This is a genomic window from Bacterioplanes sanyensis (assembly GCF_014652515.1).
GTDB classification, from domain to species: domain Bacteria; phylum Pseudomonadota; class Gammaproteobacteria; order Pseudomonadales; family Oceanobacteraceae; genus Bacterioplanes; species Bacterioplanes sanyensis.
On sequence record NZ_BMYY01000004.1, the window covers coordinates 234,643 to 252,158 of the forward strand.

The 17,516-nt window shown below is 53.8% G+C and carries 17 protein-coding genes; 1 reads left to right on the plus strand and 16 read right to left on the minus strand.

The features are described 5' to 3' along the window. Window positions 1-5: 5 nt before the first annotated feature. From IE090_RS08535 to IE090_RS08550, 4 genes are all read right to left on the minus strand, one after another. Complete coding sequence (locus IE090_RS08535; protein ID WP_189387942.1) at window positions 6-1,064, minus strand: adenosine deaminase; 1,059 nt, start codon at window positions 1,062-1,064, stop codon at window positions 6-8. A 386-nt stretch (window positions 1,065-1,450) separates the two neighbouring features. Beyond that, the gene (locus IE090_RS08540; RefSeq protein WP_189387943.1) at window positions 1,451-3,052 is read right to left on the minus strand and encodes an isocitrate lyase; all 1,602 of its coding nucleotides are present in this window, start codon (window positions 3,050-3,052) and stop codon (window positions 1,451-1,453) included. A gap of 232 nt (window positions 3,053-3,284) precedes the next feature. Next, window positions 3,285-3,572 (minus strand): hypothetical protein, encoded by a 288-nt coding sequence (locus IE090_RS08545; protein WP_189387944.1) that lies wholly within the window; start codon window positions 3,570-3,572, stop codon window positions 3,285-3,287. Between the two features lie 9 nt (window positions 3,573-3,581). After that, entirely contained in the window at window positions 3,582-4,772 is a 1,191-nt protein-coding gene (locus tag IE090_RS08550; RefSeq protein WP_229815597.1) for a BaiN/RdsA family NAD(P)/FAD-dependent oxidoreductase, read from the minus strand. 122 nt (window positions 4,773-4,894) lie between these two features. Here IE090_RS08550 and IE090_RS08555 point away from each other — a divergent pair, with 122 nt between their 5' ends. Continuing rightward, window positions 4,895-5,722, plus strand: coding sequence for a lysophospholipid acyltransferase family protein (locus IE090_RS08555; protein WP_189387945.1), 828 nt, complete (start codon window positions 4,895-4,897; stop codon window positions 5,720-5,722). Here IE090_RS08555 and rnhB read toward each other — a convergent pair. The 12 genes from rnhB to frr are packed head-to-tail and all read right to left on the minus strand — an operon-like array spanning window position 5,699 to window position 17,516. After that, on the minus strand, window positions 5,699-6,319 hold the full coding sequence (gene rnhB, locus IE090_RS08560; RefSeq protein WP_189387946.1) for a ribonuclease HII: 621 nt from the start codon (window positions 6,317-6,319) through the stop codon (window positions 5,699-5,701). The two genes, IE090_RS08555 and rnhB, sit on opposite strands and share 24 nt — an antisense overlap. After that, window positions 6,312-7,451 (minus strand): lipid-A-disaccharide synthase, encoded by a 1,140-nt coding sequence (gene lpxB / locus IE090_RS08565; protein WP_189387947.1) that lies wholly within the window; start codon window positions 7,449-7,451, stop codon window positions 6,312-6,314. Before lpxB ends, rnhB begins: the two co-directional genes overlap by 8 nt. Next, the gene (gene lpxA / locus IE090_RS08570) at window positions 7,451-8,215 is read right to left on the minus strand and encodes an acyl-ACP--UDP-N-acetylglucosamine O-acyltransferase (RefSeq protein WP_189387948.1); all 765 of its coding nucleotides are present in this window, start codon (window positions 8,213-8,215) and stop codon (window positions 7,451-7,453) included. Before lpxA ends, lpxB begins: the two co-directional genes overlap by 1 nt. Beyond that, window positions 8,212-8,676, minus strand: coding sequence for a 3-hydroxyacyl-ACP dehydratase FabZ (fabZ, locus tag IE090_RS08575; RefSeq protein ID WP_444542204.1), 465 nt, complete (start codon window positions 8,674-8,676; stop codon window positions 8,212-8,214). The genes lpxA and fabZ overlap by 4 nt, the downstream gene beginning before the upstream one ends. After that, complete coding sequence (gene lpxD / locus IE090_RS08580; RefSeq protein ID WP_189387949.1) at window positions 8,676-9,698, minus strand: UDP-3-O-(3-hydroxymyristoyl)glucosamine N-acyltransferase; 1,023 nt, start codon at window positions 9,696-9,698, stop codon at window positions 8,676-8,678. The genes fabZ and lpxD overlap by 1 nt, the downstream gene beginning before the upstream one ends. A gap of 12 nt (window positions 9,699-9,710) precedes the next feature. After that, the gene (locus tag IE090_RS08585) at window positions 9,711-10,205 is read right to left on the minus strand and encodes an OmpH/Skp family outer membrane protein (RefSeq protein ID WP_189387950.1); all 495 of its coding nucleotides are present in this window, start codon (window positions 10,203-10,205) and stop codon (window positions 9,711-9,713) included. A 26-nt stretch (window positions 10,206-10,231) separates the two neighbouring features. After that, window positions 10,232-12,790, minus strand: a complete 2,559-nt coding sequence (bamA, locus tag IE090_RS08590; RefSeq protein WP_189387951.1) for an outer membrane protein assembly factor BamA — start codon at window positions 12,788-12,790, stop codon at window positions 10,232-10,234. 22 nt (window positions 12,791-12,812) lie between these two features. Next, on the minus strand, window positions 12,813-14,153 hold the full coding sequence (rseP, locus tag IE090_RS08595; protein WP_189387952.1) for a sigma E protease regulator RseP: 1,341 nt from the start codon (window positions 14,151-14,153) through the stop codon (window positions 12,813-12,815). Then, window positions 14,153-15,334, minus strand: a complete 1,182-nt coding sequence (gene ispC, locus IE090_RS08600) for a 1-deoxy-D-xylulose-5-phosphate reductoisomerase (RefSeq protein WP_229815605.1) — start codon at window positions 15,332-15,334, stop codon at window positions 14,153-14,155. Before ispC ends, rseP begins: the two co-directional genes overlap by 1 nt. Before the next feature lie 11 nt (window positions 15,335-15,345). Further along, window positions 15,346-16,191, minus strand: a complete 846-nt coding sequence (locus IE090_RS08605; RefSeq protein WP_189387954.1) for a phosphatidate cytidylyltransferase — start codon at window positions 16,189-16,191, stop codon at window positions 15,346-15,348. Next, window positions 16,184-16,954, minus strand: coding sequence for a polyprenyl diphosphate synthase (uppS, locus tag IE090_RS08610; RefSeq protein WP_189387955.1), 771 nt, complete (start codon window positions 16,952-16,954; stop codon window positions 16,184-16,186). Before uppS ends, IE090_RS08605 begins: the two co-directional genes overlap by 8 nt. Window positions 16,955-16,958: 4 nt before the next feature. Continuing rightward, entirely contained in the window at window positions 16,959-17,516 is a 558-nt protein-coding gene (frr, locus tag IE090_RS08615; RefSeq protein ID WP_189387956.1) for a ribosome recycling factor, read from the minus strand.

The following is a 17,516-nucleotide window of genomic DNA, read 5'->3' on the forward strand; positions in this document are numbered from 1 at the left end:
TTCGCTTATGCTTGCGCCAAATAGTCGATCATTTGTTGACGCCAGGCAGCAATTTGCGCATCGGAGGCAAAGCTAGAGGTAAGACTGTGATCCGCCAGCCAGGCCGCTTGGCGGCGCGTCATGGTTAAATGCTCGGCCAAGGCCAAATAGTTTTGCATCACGTCGCCGCCAAAAAAGGCCGGATCATCTGAATTCACCGTGACCCGCACACCCTGCTCCAGCAAGGTTAGAATCGGGTGTTCACTCATGTGCTGATACACCTTCAACCGTGTGTTCGACAGCGGACAAACGGTGAGCGGCATCTGTGTTTTGATCAGGTTCTTTATCAACTCAGGGTCGTCGGTACAGCGCACACCGTGGTCAACCCGCTCAACTTTGAGCCCATCCATAGCATCCCAAATGTATTGCGCTGGCCCCTCTTCGCCGGCGTGGGCCACGGCTTTAAGCCCCAGTTCGCGCGCTTGGGCAAAAGCTTGCTCGAATTTTAGTGGTGGATGGCCGACCTCGGAGGAATCCAGCCCCACGGCGACCAAGTCGTTGACATAGGGCTTGGCCGCGTCCAGCGTCGCCAGTGCTGCTTCTTCACTGAGGTGGCGCAAAAAGCACAAGATCAGGCCACTGCTAATGCCTAGCTGCTGCTCACCATCGCGCAAGGCGCGCAAGATACCGGTAAACACCACGTCAATGTCGATACCGCGATCGGTGTGAGTTTGCGGGTCAAAAAACGGCTCAGTATGCACCACACCCTGGCGCTGACATTGCAGCAAGTACGACCAGGTCAGATCGTAAAAATCCTGCTCGGTACGCAGCACATCCGCACAGCGATAATAAATATCCAAAAAAGACTGCAAGTTATGAAAATCATAAGCCTCGCGCACGGCATCAACGCTGGCAAAGGGCAATTCGATGCCGTTGCGCTGCGCCAAGGCAAACATCAGCTCAGGCTCCAGCGCCCCTTCTAAATGCAGGTGCAGTTCGGCTTTTGGCAAACCACGTAAAAAAGCCTCATCGGCGATGGCATCTGGGTTTTTTAGGTGTTGATCAATCCACGCAGGCGCGTTCATAGGGTTCTCCTCAATTTGCCGCCACCTTAGTGGAGCAGCACAAAGATGCCAAGCCCCGCAGTGACTGGCTTAAGGCACGATGGGCTTGGGCGGCTTAGAATAAGGATAAATGCGTTTCCACAGCGTCGCATCCTATTACCAAAAGCATCCGCTGCTATCGCACATACCGCGCCGCGGGTGGCTTGTCGGGCGAGTCATATCGGCGAGATACAGCTAGAGTAAAAGCAAAAATGTCCAAATCCATCGTCTGGAATTAATCACTGCTACCTGCACGAGCGCTTTTAATAAGCCTGCAGCAGTCATTACCTGAGTGAAAACCAAGTAGCTGATACAAAAAAGGCGACCCGAAGGTCGCCTTTTTAAACAGCTCTTTAAACCATTACAACTTAGATGTTGTTGAACTGGTTAGAGGTGTTTTTCGCACCACCGGCTTTCAGTGCACGATCGCCTGCGTAGTATTCTTTGTGATCGTCCCCTAGGTCAGAGCCCGCCATGTTTTGGTGCTTAACGCAGGCAATGCCTTGACGGATTTCTTTACGCTGAACGCCTTCAACGTAACCCAGCATGCCTTGCTCACCGAAGTACTCTTTGGCCAAGTTATCAACCGACAGAGCGGTCGTGTGATAAGTCGGCAGAGTGATCAGGTGGTGGAACACGTTCGCTTCGCGAGAGCAATCCGCTTGGAAAGTCTTAACGCGTGCATCGGCTTCTGCTGCCAGCTCAGAATCGTCGTAATCAGCTGACATCAGACGGTCACGATCGTAGCCAGAAACGTCTTTGCCTTGCTCAACCCAAGAATCGAACACTTGCTGACGGAAGTTCAGCGTCCAGTTGAACGATGGAGAGTTGTTGTACACCAGCTTGGCATCTGGGTGTACTTTACGTACTTCGTCCATCATCTCTTTGATTTCGTGTACGGTCGGAACCGCAGTTTCGATCCACAACAGGTCTGCACCAGCATTGATCGCTTCGATGCAGTCGAATACGCAACGCTCATGGCCAGTGCCCGGGCGGAACTGATACAGGCCAGATGCCAGACGCTTAGGACGTACCAGCTTGCCATCACGGTTCAGCAGCACATCGCCATTTTTAACGTCTTCAACGTTTACTTCTTCAACGTCCAAGAAGGAGTTGTAAACGTCGCCTTGGTCGCCTTGCTCGTTAACCACTGCGATTTCTTTGGTCAGGCCAGCACCTTCGGAGTCGGTACGAGCAACGATGATACCATCGTCAACACCCAACTCCAGGAAGGCGTAGCGCAGAGCGCGCAGCTTAGCGTGGAAGTCTTCGTGTGGCACGGTCACTTTACCGTCTTGGTGGCCACATTGTTTCTCGTCCGCTACTTGGTTTTCGATCTGCAGCGCACAAGCACCGGCTTCGATCATTTGCTTCGCCATCAGGTAAGTCGCTTCCGCGTTACCGAAACCGGCGTCGATGTCAGCGATGATAGGTACGATGTGCGTTTCGTAGTTATCAATCTGATCTTGAATTTCTTTCTCTTTAGCTGCATCGCCCGCTTCGCGCGCTTTGTCCAGCTCACGGAACAAGCCACCCAGTTCACGTGCATCGGCTTGACGCAAGAAGGTGTACAGCTCTTTTACCAAGGATGCAACGGCAGTTTTTTCATGCATAGACTGGTCAGGCAGAGGACCAAACTCGCTGCGCAGAGCCGCAACCATCCAGCCAGACAGGTACAAATAACGACGCTTAGTCGTGCCAAAGTGCTTTTTGATAGAGATCAGCTTTTGCTGACCAACAAAACCATGCCAGCAACCCAGAGACTGAGTGTACAGCGACTTGTCTTTGTCGAACGCTGCCATGTCTTCGCGCATGATTTTGGCGGTGTAACGAGCGATGTCCAAGCCAGTTTTGAACTGGTTTTGCACACGCATACGCGCAACATACTCAGGGTTGATCTGATCCCAAGGGCTGCCTGCTGCTTCTTTCAGAGCCGCTGCCGCTTTGATTTCTTGTTGATAAACTGACATGAGCCAATCCTTCAGTGATGTGTAGATGACGGCGATCTCCTCTACCCCACAGTTGGAGGAGCTCGCTGGCTGAAGGGCATATTAGAGAGTTGCCCCCCATAATTACAATCAATACGGTCAATGTCTGGTATTTTACGTATGAATGTAGACAGGGCGTGGCAAGGGTTTATACGAGCCAAATCCGGGGAATTGCGCCCACATTAGCCGCATTCGATACCGATAGCAGGTCTATTTAGCGCTGCTGCCACCAGCGCATTACCTGACGCCACACGGGCTGCAAGCGCTGCTCACGGCTCAAAAAATGCTCCGCTTGAAAAAAGGCGTTGACCAAATGGCCGGGGCTGGGGGCATAGCCATAGCGCAGGCGCCAGTAGCGCTCGGCTTCGAACTGCAATTGCTGATAAAGGCGGTCGTAATCGGTGTTGCCGTCGTAGCTCATCGCCTGCGGCGGCAAAGGGTGCTGTCGCAGGGCATCAACAAACCATTGCACCAAGGCTTCGGGGGGTTGATTGATGGCCATATCATCCTCCTACAAATGCTGAGCACAGGCATAAGCGCTAGACCAAGCCCACTGAAAGTTAAAACCACCCAGATGGCCCGTCACATCCACCACCTCGCCAATAAAATACAAACCAGGCTGGCGTTTGCTCTCTAGGGTTTTAGACGATAGCTCATCTGTATCCACCCCACCCAGGGCCACCTCTGCGGTGCGATACCCTTCTGTACCCGATGGTTTGACCTGCCATTGGTGCAGTTGTTGCGCCAGCGCGTCCATTTGCTCGCCATTTAAACTGGCCAGGCTGGTCGTGGCGTCGCACACAGATTGCAGTGCCAGCCATTGCTCGGCAAAGCGCTGGGTGGTTTTTTCCGCCAACCACTGGCGCACGCTTAAACGCGGCCTTTCGTGCTGCAACTGGCGCAGCTCTTGAGCGCTGTCGCTGCCCGGTAGCAGATTCACGCGCACGGCATCACCTGGCTGCCAATAGGAGGAAATCTGCAACATCGCTGGGCCACTCAGGCCACGGTGAGTAAACAGCATGTCTTCATCAAAATAGCCGTCGTTGCATTCGACATTGACCGCCAACGATGTGCCCGATAGCGCCTGACACAGAGACCGCAGCTGATCTGTGATGGTGAAGGGCACGAGTCCTGCGCGGTGTGGGTACACGCGCAAGCCAAACTGCTGCGCCAGTTGATAGCCAAAGCCCGTGGCGCCCAGCGTTGGGATCGACGGCCCGCCGGTGGCCACCACCAGCTTCGAAGCACGATAGCTGTGCTCACCGCCTTGCACTTGATAATGCTCGCCATCGTGCTGCACCTCGGTCACCGGTACCTCTAAGCGCACCACGGCACCATGCTGCTGACACTGATCGAGCAGCATGGCCACAATGTGCTTGGCTTTATCGTCGCAAAACAGCTGCCCCAGCTTTTTCTCGTGATAGGCAATGCCGTACTGCTCCACCAAGGCGATGAAGTCCCATTGGCTGTACTGGCTCAGGGCCGATTTGCAAAAGTGCGGGTTATGACTGAGGTAGCAACTGGGCTCGATGTAGTAGTTGGTGAAATTACAGCGACCGCCACCGGACATCAGGATTTTTTTGCCCGGTTTATTGGCATGCTCCAGCACCTGCACGGAAAGCCCACGGCTCGCCGCTTGGGCAGCACAAAACAAGCCGGCAGCGCCAGCACCTAACACAATGACATCGGATTCATACAGCATGGAAGACTATTCGTTGGTGGAAAAAACAGCGGCTGCTATTATGCCCGCTCGCTAGGGCCTAGGGCCATCGGGTTTTACCCCATGCAGCGCTCTGGCAGGTTGAACAATGGGGAATGACCATCATGGAGCTATTTGATCGTGCCGGCCTGATGCAGGCGACGGGGCTGACACCACGCAAACTGGCGTTATTGCTACGGCTATTAAAAGGGCCGACGCTGGATAACATCTACCGTCAGTTGGATGCCAAAGAAGGCATCGATATGATCGAAGAAGCTCTGAAGCATCTGGGCATAGAGCTGGCCTACGATGCCGACGCTCTGGCCGCAGCCCTGCCGCAAGATGGCCCCTTTATTACCGTGTCTAACCATCCATTTGGTTTTCTCGACGGTATTATTTTGCTGTTAATCGTCGGCCGCCAGCGGCCACAGTTTCGCGCTGTGGCGAATTTTTTGCTGAGCTATTTTGCCCCCATCTCGGATTTATTCATCACCGTGAATCCGTTCGAAAAAGGCGGTCCGCGCGGAATGAATGGCATGCGCAAATCCCTCACTCAATTAGAGCAAGGCCTAGGGCTGGGCGTATTTCCCGCCGGCGAGGTATCGACCTGGTATAAGGGTCAGCAAGGCATTGAAGACAGGGAATGGTCATTGTCGACCATGCGCATGATTATGAAAGCACAGGTGCCTGTGATTCCGGTCTACTTTCACGGCCACAATAGCCGCAGTTTTCATGTATTGGGGAAAATTCACCCGGCGCTGCGCACTCTGCGCATTCCGGCGGAATTTTTGAAAAAACGCAACAGTGTGATTCAGCTCGGCATTGGCGAGCGCTTGGAGTGGTCGCAGCTAGAGCAGTACCAAAGCCCCGCCGCACTGCGCGATTTTTTACGCCAGCAAACCTATGCCCAAGCGCACACCTTACCGGAGTTAAGCCAGCGCCTCAGCCGCTAACGCCTTTTTAACCGGGGCGTAACTGCGCCGGTGAATGGCGCAGGGGCCTAAGCGCATTAAAGCTTCCAGATGCGCTTTGGTGCCATAGCCCTTGTGTTTGGCAAAACCGTAACCTGGGTATTGCTCATCCAGCAGCAACATTTCACGATCGCGCTGCACCTTAGCCAAAATAGAGGCGGCGGCGATGCTTGCCACTAAGGCATCGCCTTTAACGATGGCGGTGGCGTCCATGTCGAGTTCGGGCAAGCGATTGCCATCAATTAACGCATGCTCACAGCGCAGCTGCAGCCCCGCCACGGCACGACTCATGGCGAGCATGCGGGCTTGCAATATATTTAAGCGATCAATTTCTTCGACCGTGGCGCGGGCGATGCAAAAATCCAAAGCCTGGCTACATATTGGCTCAAACAATTGCTCGCGTTTTTTTTCGCTGATTTTTTTCGAGTCGGTTAGACCGACCGGAATATTGGCCGGATCAAGAATGACAGCAGCCGCGACAACATCGCCACATAAAGGCCCTGCTCCGGCTTCATCAACTCCACAATACAGTAGGCCAGCGTCAATCAGCTGGGCCTCGGCCGCAATCAAATCAGTCATGATGTTCCAGCAATTCCGCCACAGCATCGGCTGCTTGCTGATCGGCATCGCGACGCAATTGGCGGTGAATAAACATAAAGGTTTCGTGCAATTGCGACAGTGCATCACTGTCTTGCAAACGCACCAATAACGCATCGGCCAAATTGGCTGGCGTGGCTTGCAATTGGATCAGCTCTGGTACCACTTCGCGCCCGGCCAATAAATTGGGCAGCGAAATATACGGCTGTGTGACCAAGCGCTTTAAAATATGGTAGGTCAAAGGGGCAACGATGTAGCTCACCACCATCGGCTTTTTCAGCAGCATAGCCTCTAACGTGGCGGTGCCAGACGCCAGCAGCACGACGTCTGCTGCGGTCATGCAGGTATGCGACTGCCCCAGCACCACCGTCACCGGCAGCGGAATGGCAAACTCCGCCAATAGCTGCTCAATTTGATTGCGACGCTCAACGCTGGCAGCCGGAATAATAAAGTGCAAATCATTGCGCACCCGCAGCATGCGCTGCGCGGTTTCTAAAAATAAGTTGCCCAAGCGCTCGACTTCGCTGCTGCGACTGCCCGGCATCAAACACACCAGTGCTTTATCTTGCGGCAAATCCAGTGCCGTACGTGCCGGCACCGGGTTGGTATCCAGTGCAATTTTATCGGCCAAATGATGGCCAACAAAGCGCACCGGCACCTGATGGCGCTCATAGAACTGCGCTTCAAACGGAAACAGCGTCAGCATTAAATCGCAGGCTTTGGCTATTTTTTCAACGCGTTTTTCGCGCCAGGCCCAAACCGAGGGGCTGACGTAGTGCACGGTTTTAATGCCGTGCTGACGCAGCTTTTGCTCTAGAGTGAGGTTAAAATCCGGTGCATCAATGCCAATAAAGACATCCGGTGGATCTTGGCGCCAGCGCTTAATTAAATTGCGGCGTACCGCCAGCAGCTCAAATAAACGCCCCAACACTTCAACCAGCCCCATCACTGACAGGCGCTCCATCGGCACGAAGCTGGTCATGCCTTGCGCCTGCATTAAAGGGCCGCCAATGCCTTCAAAAGTGGCGTTAGGGTAGCGTTGTTTGAGGGCTTGAATCAGGCCAGCGCCGAGCATATCGCCCGACGTTTCACCGGCCACCAGGGCAATGCGCATTAACGAATAATTCCTCGCTTGGCCGCCTCGAGTGTTTGCAGCAATAACTGCACTGCAGCGTCGTCATCGCGCTGCAAAGCCTCGATGGCTTCAGCCAGCGTTAAGCCCTGGCGATACAAGGTTTTATAAGCTTGGCGCACGCGCTGAATGCTGTCTTTAGCAAAGCCGCGTCGACGCAGGCCTTCAACATTAATGCCGTGAGGCTTGGCTGGATACCCCTGCGCCATGACATAGGCAGGAATGTCTTTTAACACCACGGTGCCCGCCCCACACATGGAGTGCGAGCCAATCAAACAGTGCTGATGCACTTGCGTAGCACCGCCTAAAATCACCCAGTCACCAATATGAACATGGCCAGCCAGGTTAGTGTCGTTGGCAAAAATACCATGATCACCAATCACCACATCGTGGGCAACGTGCACATTGACCATGAATAAATTATCGCTGCCGACTTGGGTGTGGCCGTTATCTTGAACCGTGCCACGGTGAAAGGTGCAGGCTTCACGAATGACGTTATTGTCGCCAATGCTCAGCGTGGTGCGTTCACCGGCATATTTTTTGTCTTGGCAGTCTTCGCCGATGGAGGCGAACTGAAATATGCGATTATTACGACCAATTTGGGTAGGCCCCTTGATGACCACATGCGGGCCCACCACCGTACCGGCGCCAATTTCGACGTCGGCACCAATAATACTGAAGGGGCCGACTTCGACATCGTCGGCTAATGACGCTGCGGGATCGACAATGGCACTCGGATGAATCATGTCAGCTCCAGTTCACGCTCGGCGCAGGTGACATCCGCTTGACAAGCAATGGCACCATCCACCAGTGCGCGACAAGCAAACTTCCAAATACCGCGACGACCGCCCATAAAACGAGCTTCCAGTACCACTTGATCGCCTGGCACAATCGGTCGCTTAAAGCGCACGTTATCTGCCCCGGCAAAATAATACAGAGTGGACGGCGTGCGCTGATCACCCAGCATGCTTAGCCCCAATAAACCAGCGGCTTGCGCCATGGCTTCTAACGTTAATACACCCGGCATAATTGGGTGGCCGGGAAAATGACCATTAAAGAATTCTTCATTAATGGTTACGTTTTTCAGGGCGCGAATCACCGCCCCTTCTTCATCATCCAGATTTATGGATTGCACCCGATCGACCAGCAAAAACGGATAACGATGGGGTAAAAATTCCTGAATTTGCTGTACGGTTTCCAGGGACATCAAGCTTCACCTTCTTGGCGTTTCTCTAACTGTTGCAGCCGCTTGGCCATTGAATCCAGTTGTCGGAAGCGCGTCGCACTGCGACGCCACTCTTTCAGTGGCATCTGAGCCGTACCAGAAGCATAAACGCCTGGTTTATCGATCGACTTGCTGATCAAAGCCATGGCCGCAACATGAGTGCCATCGGCGATGCTTAGGTGGCCAGACAGACCCACACCGCCAGCCAGAGTGCAGCCCGCACCCACCTGGGTACTGCCGGCAATGCCCGCACACGCCGCGATGGCAGTGCCTTCGCCGATGCTGACGTTGTGAGCAACCTGGATCAGATTATCGAGGATGGCGCCATCAGCAATCACGGTGTCTTCAAGGGCACCACGATCAACACAGGTATTGGCACCAATTTCAACATCGTTGCCAATGCGCACACCACCGAGCTGAGCAATCTTATGCCAGCGGCCGGCGTCTGGCGCAAAGCCAAAGCCATCCGCCCCCAGCACGGCACCAGAATGAACGGTGCAGCGATCACCCAAGGCTACATCATGGTAAAGCGTGACATTGGCCGCCAGACGACAGTTTTGCCCCAAGGTGCAGTGATCGCCGATCACAGTCCCCGGGCCAATTTCACTGCCAGCACCAATGTAGACATGCTCACCGATCACCACATTGGCTGCCACACGGACATCGTCAGCTAATTGTGCCGTGCCCGCGACCACCGCCGTAGGGTGCACCCCGGCGGCAACATGTGGTCGGTTATCAAACAGCTGGGTCGCCCGAGCAAACGCCAAATACGGGTTGTCTGCCAACAAGGCAACGCCCGCAACGTCCTCGGCTTGTTCCGGCGCAACGATCACCGCCGCCGCCTGGGTGTTAGCCAGATGCCGACGATAGCTGTCATTGGCCAGGAAACTCACATCACTCGGCCCTGCCGCTGTCAGTGTGTTTACACCTTGAATGATGATATCGCCGCCTTGGGTAAGGCGGGCACCGATTTGCTCCGCCAGGTCAGCCAACGTCAGTTGCATACCGCCCTCGGCTCAATTTTCAGCGTTCAGTCGTTCCAACAATGGTTTGGTCAGGTCGACATCCGGTGTGGCATACACAACGGCGCCAGCCTGAAGCACGACATCATACTCGCCCTCTTTGATAATTGCTTTAAGCAACTTCTCAACATTGGGCAATTGTGTTTGGAAAAATTCGCGCTTCCAACGCTGCTCCAGCTTTTGCAGTTTCTGGCCAAAGAACTGAAATTCAGAACGCTTTTCTTCGAACTCTTTTGCCAGCTTACGAGCCTCGTCTTCACTCATAAAGTCGGCATTTTTCTCACGCTTTTCCTGCAATGCGCGCAAATCCGACTCCAGTGCCTTTAGCTTGCTGATATCGCCGCTGTTTTCTTGCTCAAAGGCCTTGATAGAATTTTTGGCCGCATCCGATAAAAACACCGCACGCTCCATGTCTACCACGGCAACCTTGCTCGCTGCCACGGCAGTATTCATCATCAGCCCCAGGGCTACCATTAACATCCAACGCATGCATTTGCTCCTTGGTTATTGTGTAGTTAGAACACTTGGCCGAGCGAGAACTCGAAGCCTTCAGTGCGATCGCCGTCTTGATCGCTCAGCGGGATCGAATAGGTAAAGGTCAAAGGACCAATGGCAGTAATCCAGGTAACACCGGCACCCACACTGGTGCGAATCTCACTCAGCTCAATGCCATTGCGACAGTACGGGTGGCTGTTCAGCGATGGCAAATCATCGTCGCTCGGGTTATAGCACTCATCGGTAAAGGTATTACCGGCATCGAAGAAGAACACACTGCGCAGAGAGCTGCGATCTTCGACAAACGGGAACGGGAATATCAACTCGATACTGGCTTCGGTATTAATGTTACCGCCCAAAGCACGCTCGGTTTCTAAATAACGCGGCGCAGTGACGATACTGCCGTTCTCATCCACCTCGTACACTGGCTTATAGCGGTTAGGGTTGCGCACAGCAATGGCTTCGCCATCGCTGCCTTCTTTGTAAACAATATTTGAGGTGTTGGCGTCGATTTGTGGCCTTCCCCACTCATCCAACTCAAACAAAATATCGTCATTGGCATCGGTTTGCGCCAGCTCAACAATGTTGTACTCCGGCAAACCTTTTGGCCCTAAGCTGTTGCTGGTGTAACCACGCACCGAGCCAATGCCGCCGGCGCGGAAGTTTTTAAAGAATGGCAACCGTTTTTGCTCACCAAAGCCATCGCCATAGCCTAGCTCTGTACGCAAACGCAATGACCATTCACCCCCCAGCGGGAAGTAATAATTGGCAGAGTAAGAGAGCTTGTAATAAGTCAGGTCACTGCCAGGAATAGAAATATCCGCGCTGACTTTATGCTCGGTACCCGCCGTCGGAAATAGACCTCGGTTCAACGCGTTATAGCGCCAGTTCAAGCCCAATTTGTACTCAAGAAAATGCTCGCCTTCTTCTTCAATAAACTCGACGATTTCGGCAGGCACTGTCGTGCCACGGAACATATCAGTACTGGTTAAACCACCAGAAAAGCTCAAGCGCTGACGATTAGAAATTGGGTAGCCAAACGTCACATTACCGCCACGAGTGTTGGTCTGATAATCACTGACGGTGCTCAAACGCTCGTAGTCGGTTTCGCGATAAAACAGATTGTAACCGCGGCTCACACCATCGATGGTGTAATAGGGGTTGAAGTAGGAGAAGTTGTACGACTGCACCGTATTATTCTTCTGCACACCCAGCGACATACGATTACCGCTGCCCATGAAGTTGTTTTGCGACACGCTGGCGCCCAAAATAACGCCGCTGCCACCGGCATAACCAACGTTAAAGTTAAGACTACCGCTGAGCTGCTCTTCGACGTTGTAATTCACATCAATCATGTCGTCGGTGCCGGGCACAGACGGTGTGTCCACGGTCACGGTTTTAAAAAAGCCCAGCTGGTTTAAACGCGCCTTACCGGCTTCAATTTTATCCGTCGAAGCCCAGCCGCCTTCCATTTGTAGCATTTCACGGCGCAGCACTTCATCTAAAGTGCTTTCGTTACCGCTAAAATTAACGCGGCGTACATAAGTGCGACGACCCGGCTCAACAAAGAAGGTCAAATCGACCAGACGCTGTTCGTCATCAATTTCAGGAATGCCATCGACTTTGGCAAAAGTATAACCATCATTGCCCAAGCGCTTGGTCATCCAATCGCTGCTGGCGGTGACGCGACGACGGCTAAACGTGTCGCCTTCATCCAGCAATACCAGCTGGCGCAGTTCTTCCTCTTCCACCACTAGGTTGCCAGCAAATGCGACGTTGCGAATGTCGTATTTTTCGCCTTCGCTGACGTTGAGGGTGATATAGACACTGTCTTTTTGCGGCGACAGCGACACCTGGGTCGATTCGATATTAAAGCGAATGTAACCGCGGTCCAGATAATAAGAGCGCAGGCTTTCCATATCGGCGGCGAGTTTCTCGCGCGCGTATTTATCATCGCTGGAGTACCAAGACCAGAAATTCGAGGTCTGCAACTCGAACTGCTTTAGCAGCTCGTCATCACTGAACACCTCGTTGCCGACAATATTGATGTGCGCAATGCTGGCGACATTGCCTTCTTCCACTTCGATGTTCAGGCCAACCCGGTTACGCGGCAAAGCCACCACGTCGGTATTGATGCGGGCATCGTAGCGACCTTGAGCGACGTACTGACGCTCAAGCTCCAGCGCAATGCGCTCCAGCGTCGAGCGCTTAAATACCAGCCCTTCTGCCAAACCAGATTGCTTCAAGCCGTCCATTAGCATATCGGTCTGAATGGCTTTGTTGCCGGTAATATCAATAGTGCTTATGGTCGGCAGCTCAACTAAACGAATAATCAACACATCGCCATCGCGATAGAGCTGAATGTCGTTAAATAAGCCTGAACTAAACAACTGCTTGGACGCTGTGACCAAGCGTTGTTCATCCACTTGATCGCCAACGTTAATCGGTAATTGCTCGAATACAGTGCCTGCCGAAACTCGCTGCAGACCCTCCAGACGAATGTCTTCTACTTGAAAAGATGCAGCGGCGGTAACCGATGACCATACCCCTAACAACAGCGCAAACAACACACAACGCATTAGTTTATCCAGTCTCTCGCGGCTACATCAGCCGGCTGATATCGTTATAAAAGGCCACCATCATCAGGCTGAGCAGCAAAAACATGCCGAACTGCAGTGCCACAATTTGCACTCGCTCCGACAGCGGTTTACCGCGCACAGCCTCAATGGCGTAAAACAGAATGTGCCCGCCATCCAACATGGGCACAGGCAAAAGATTTAAAACGCCCAGTGACACACTCAACAGTGCCAGGAAATCGACAAAGGTTTCCAATCCACCCGACGCTGAAGAGCCGGCTACTTTAGCAATGGTGATAGGCCCGCTCAAGTTCTTAACGGATAAGTCGCCGGCTAACATTTTCCACAGCGACTCCAAGGTAAAGCCGACTAGGTTCCAAGTTTTTTCCAAGCCCTTCAGCAAGGCACTCAATGGGTCGTAATGACTGTCACGCAACCAAGACTCTGGCAGCTGTGGAATTTCTACCTGCACACCGGCAAAGCCAATGCGCTCACCGTCTTGCTCGCGCACAGTGGGCGTCATTTGCACCAACACGGTTTCACCAGCGCGCTCGACTTGCAGCGCCAGCATGGTGTCTGGGTTGGCACGTACCACCTCGACCCAAGTCAGCCAGTTATCGATCGCTTGCTCATTGACAGCAACAACTTTATCGCCCACTTGCAAGCCCGCAGCCTCTGCGGCGCCACCCGACACCAGCTCGCCCACCACCGCCGGCACCGCATAGCGACGCGGCACTATGCCTAAGCCAGACAGCGGCTCTGGGCTGTCACTGCCAGATAACCAAGCATTCAACTGCAGCGTGTGCTGACGTAAAGCACCGCTGTCGCTACGTACCGCAATGACTAAATCCGTGCTTTCACCCAAATAAGACAGCAGCGTCCACTGCACTTCTTGCCAAGTTTCTGTGTCGGTGCTGGCCACTTGCACAATTTCGTCGCCTGGCTGCAGCCCAGCTTGCGCAGCAATAGAATCTGGCTGAACCTGGCCAATAACGGGCACCACGCCGGTGGTTCCACCCACAAACAGTGCCCAATAAGCCACAATGGCAAAAACAAAGTTGGCAATCGGGCCCGCGCTGGCAATGGCAATGCGCTGCCACACTGGCTTGCGATTAAAGGCACGGTCTAGCAAGTGCTCTGGCACAGGCGCCTCGCGCTCGTCCAACATTTTGACGTAGCCCCCCAAGGGAATGGGCGCAATCGCATATTCGGTGCCGTGTTTGTCTTTCCACGACCATAACGGTTTGCCAAAACCGACGGAAAAGCGCAGCACTTCAACGCCACAACGGCGTGCTACCCAAAAGTGGCCATATTCATGAATCACCACCAGCAGGCTGATGGCGACAATAAAGTACAACAGGGTCATCAGAAGGCATCCTCCTGTCTGCAAGCATGCGCCAGCCAGTCACGCGTAAAGTGGCGAGCCCAGTCATCGGCTTGCAGAATATCGTCTAGGGAATCTGCGGCCTGCCAGGTATGTGCTTGCATGGCCGCGCGAATCGCTGTTGGAATGGCAGTAAAAGAAATTTGTTCCGCTAAAAATGCTTCCACCGCAATTTCATTGGCAGCATTTAATACTGCCGGCAGTGTGCCACCAGCAGCAAAGGCGTCGGCGGCCAACTGCAAACACGGAAAGGTGGTGGCGTCAGGCGCTTCAAAATTCAATTGCGCCAGAGCGAACAAATCTAACTCTGCCACCCCGGCATCAATGCGCTCTGGCCAAGCCATGCCGTAGGCAATCGGGGTACGCATATCCGGCTGACCTAACTGGGCAATCACGGAGCCATCGCAATACTGCACCATGGAATGGATCACGCTTTGCGGATGCACCACCACTTGCACTTGCTCGGGCTGACAGTGAAATAAAAAACAGGCTTCAATTAGCTCTAGGCCTTTGTTCATTAAGGTGGCAGAGTCGACGGAGATTTTTTGCCCCATTGACCAATTGGGGTGCGCCACCGCCTCGGCGGGTGTGACTTGTTGCAATTGCTCTGCACTGTAACCGCGAAACGGGCCACCGGAGGCTGTCAACAGAATTTTGTTGATCCCGTGCTGGGTAAAATCGCCCTGATATTGGCCCGGCAAAGATTGGAAAATCGCATTGTGCTCGCTGTCGATGGGCAGCAATTGCGCCCCGCCTTCTTCAACAGCACGCATAAACAGCGGACCAGCCATCACCAGGCTTTCTTTATTGGCCAGCAATACCCGCTTGCCCGCTTCCGCTGCCGCCAGCGTGGGCAGCAAACCCGCCGCCCCCACAATGGCTGCCATAACTTGGTCGACGTCATCCGCCTTGGCCACATCGACCAACGCATCAGCGCCGGCCAACACTTCGGTGGTCACGGCAGTCGCTGCCAAACGTTGGCGCAACTCGGCAGCGGCGTCAGCGTCTGTCATCACAGCATAGCGCGGCTGAAACTCCAGCACTTGGTGATAGAGTTTTTCGACGCTGCGACAGGCCGTCAACGCGAACACCTGATAGCGCTGCGGGTGGCGGCGAATCACATCTAAAGTGCTGACACCAATAGAGCCCGTTGCTCCGAGCACGGTGACCTGCTTCACGCGCTCAGCCCCCAGTTCAATACCACCATGCAGAACGCAAACACAGGCACCGCCGCTGCCATGCTGTCGATACGATCTAACACACCGCCATGACCTGGCAGCATAGACGAGCTGTCTTTGATGCCGCGATGCCGCTTCATCATGCTTTCTACCAGATCACCCAGCACGGAAATCACCATGGTCACCACGGTGATGACCAACAGCTTCCAGCTACTGGTCAACGTCATGGGTTCGACCCAGTAGTGAATGTAAGTACCAAACCCAGCGGCAATGGCCAAGGTAGTCGCAAAGCCGCCCCAGAAGCCCGCCCAAGATTTGCCTGGGCTGACCTCCGGTGCCAGCTTGGTGTTGCCCCAACGCTTACCGGAAAAATAGGCACCGGTATCGGCGCCCCAAACAATCAACATAACGTAAAAAATCAACAGCGAGCTGTGCGGTTGCTCCTTGAGGTGCATGAAGCCAACCCACATCGGGATCAATACGCACAGTCCCAGCATGGCGCGCATGGGCCGCGCCTGCCACACTCGCGTACCACCGGGATAGCGATGCACCAAAGCAAAAGCTAAGGCCCACCAGAGGGTGCCCAAGGCTAAATAAACAATGAGCCATTCAGGGAAAACGCGCAGCAAACGAGCACTGATGTACAGGCAAACAAACACCACCAAGGCGTACAGCACTCGGCTCCAAGTTCGCTGATAGCCGGCGATATTGGCCCATTCCCAAGCGCCCAGTGTGGCAATCGCGGCAATAAAAAAGGCGAAAGGTTTAAGCGGCAAAAGAAATATGCCGCCAATCATAATCGGCGCCAATACTAGGGCCGTTAACACGCGTTGCTTAAACACTAGGCTCCGCTTCCTCTAACTGCTCGTCAGTGCGGCCAAAGCGGCGCGTGCGCTCAGCAAAGGCAACCAACGCTTTTTGATATTCTTGTTGCTTAAAGTCGGGCCAGTAGGCATCGCAAAAGTAAAACTCGGTGTAGGCCATTTGCCACAGCATAAAGTTACTGATGCGCTTTTCTCCACCGGTGCGAATCATCAGATCTGGAGCTGGCAAATCATGCAGCCAGGTATGCTGATGCAGCGCCTGTTCGTCGATTTGCTCCGGCGTCAGCGTGCCCTGCTGTACTTGTCGAGCCAGCTGCTGGGCAGCTTGGGCAATGTCCCATTGACCACCATAATTGGCGGCGATAACCAAAGTCATCAGGTCATTGTTAGCCGTCAAAGCCTCCGCCTCACGCACCAACTGCTGGATGCGCTCGCTAAAGCCCGACAAGTCACCCATTACTCGTAAGCGAATGTTGTTGTGATGCAGTTTTTTCACCTCACGCTCAAGGGCGACGACAAATAACTGCATCAAAGCGCTGACTTCGTTGGCCGGACGACGCCAGTTCTCGCTACTAAAAGCGAACAGGGTCAGCACCTCCACCCCTTGGCGTGCTGAGGTTTCCACCACCGCACGTACAGCGTCAACGCCGGCCTTATGACCAGCAACACCGGGAAGAAAGCGTTTTTTTGCCCAGCGGTTGTTGCCATCCATAATGATGGCAACATGCTTGGGCAGCTGCCCTTTGTTGGCCGCTAGGCGGTCATCAATACTGGTAGACACGGAATTAAACCTTCATCAGGTCCTTTTCTTTGTCGGCCAGCAAGTCATCGATTTGGGCGATGAACTTATCGGTGATCTTCTGGATTTGCTCCTCACCACCGCGCTGCTCGTCCTCCGAGATCTCCTTCTCCTTTTGCAGCTCTTTCAAGGTTGCGTTGGCATCACGGCGAATATTACGCACAGACACACGCCCCTTTTCCGCCTCTGCGCGCGCTTGCTTGATGTACTCTTTGCGCGTTTCTTCAGTCAAAGCTGGCATAGGTACACGAATCTTGTCGCCCGTGGTGGCTGGATTTAGGCCCAGATCTGACTTCATGATGGCTTTTTCAATTTCAGGCACCATGGGCTTTTCCCACGGTGTAATGGCCAGTGTACGAGCATCTTCCACTATGATGTTGGCCACTTGCGACAGCGGCGTGTCGACACCGTAATAGCTGACGGAAACACCGTCGAGGATGGCAGGGGTAGCACGGCCGGTACGAACCCGTTTAAAGGCCTCAACTACGGCTGCCACACTTTTGCTCATGCGTTCTTCTGCATCTTTTTTGATGTCGTTGATCAT

Coding starts and splice junctions, on each gene's coding strand:
- lpxA (WP_189387948.1), bottom strand. CDS start 8,215: ATGATTCATCCGAGTGCCATTGTCGATCCCGCAGCGTCATTAGCCGAC.
- IE090_RS08545 (WP_189387944.1), bottom strand. CDS start 3,572: ATGGCCATCAATCAACCCCCCGAAGCCTTGGTGCAATGGTTTGTTGAT.
- bamA (WP_189387951.1), bottom strand. CDS start 12,790: ATGCGTTGTGTGTTGTTTGCGCTGTTGTTAGGGGTATGGTCATCGGTT.
- lpxB (WP_189387947.1), bottom strand. CDS start 7,451: ATGCGCATTGCCCTGGTGGCCGGTGAAACGTCGGGCGATATGCTCGGC.
- IE090_RS08585 (WP_189387950.1), bottom strand. CDS start 10,205: ATGCGTTGGATGTTAATGGTAGCCCTGGGGCTGATGATGAATACTGCC.
- IE090_RS08550 (WP_229815597.1), bottom strand. CDS start 4,772: ATGCTGTATGAATCCGATGTCATTGTGTTAGGTGCTGGCGCTGCCGGC.
- lpxD (WP_189387949.1), bottom strand. CDS start 9,698: ATGCAACTGACGTTGGCTGACCTGGCGGAGCAAATCGGTGCCCGCCTT.
- fabZ (WP_444542204.1), bottom strand. CDS start 8,676: ATGTCCCTGGAAACCGTACAGCAAATTCAGGAATTTTTACCCCATCGT.
- IE090_RS08540 (WP_189387943.1), bottom strand. CDS start 3,052: ATGTCAGTTTATCAACAAGAAATCAAAGCGGCAGCGGCTCTGAAAGAA.
- IE090_RS08535 (WP_189387942.1), bottom strand. CDS start 1,064: ATGAACGCGCCTGCGTGGATTGATCAACACCTAAAAAACCCAGATGCC.
- rnhB (WP_189387946.1), bottom strand. CDS start 6,319: ATGACTGATTTGATTGCGGCCGAGGCCCAGCTGATTGACGCTGGCCTA.
- IE090_RS08555 (WP_189387945.1), top strand. CDS start 4,895: ATGGAGCTATTTGATCGTGCCGGCCTGATGCAGGCGACGGGGCTGACA.
- frr (WP_189387956.1), bottom strand. CDS start 17,516: ATGATCAACGACATCAAAAAAGATGCAGAAGAACGCATGAGCAAAAGT.
- rseP (WP_189387952.1), bottom strand. CDS start 14,153: ATGACCCTGTTGTACTTTATTGTCGCCATCAGCCTGCTGGTGGTGATT.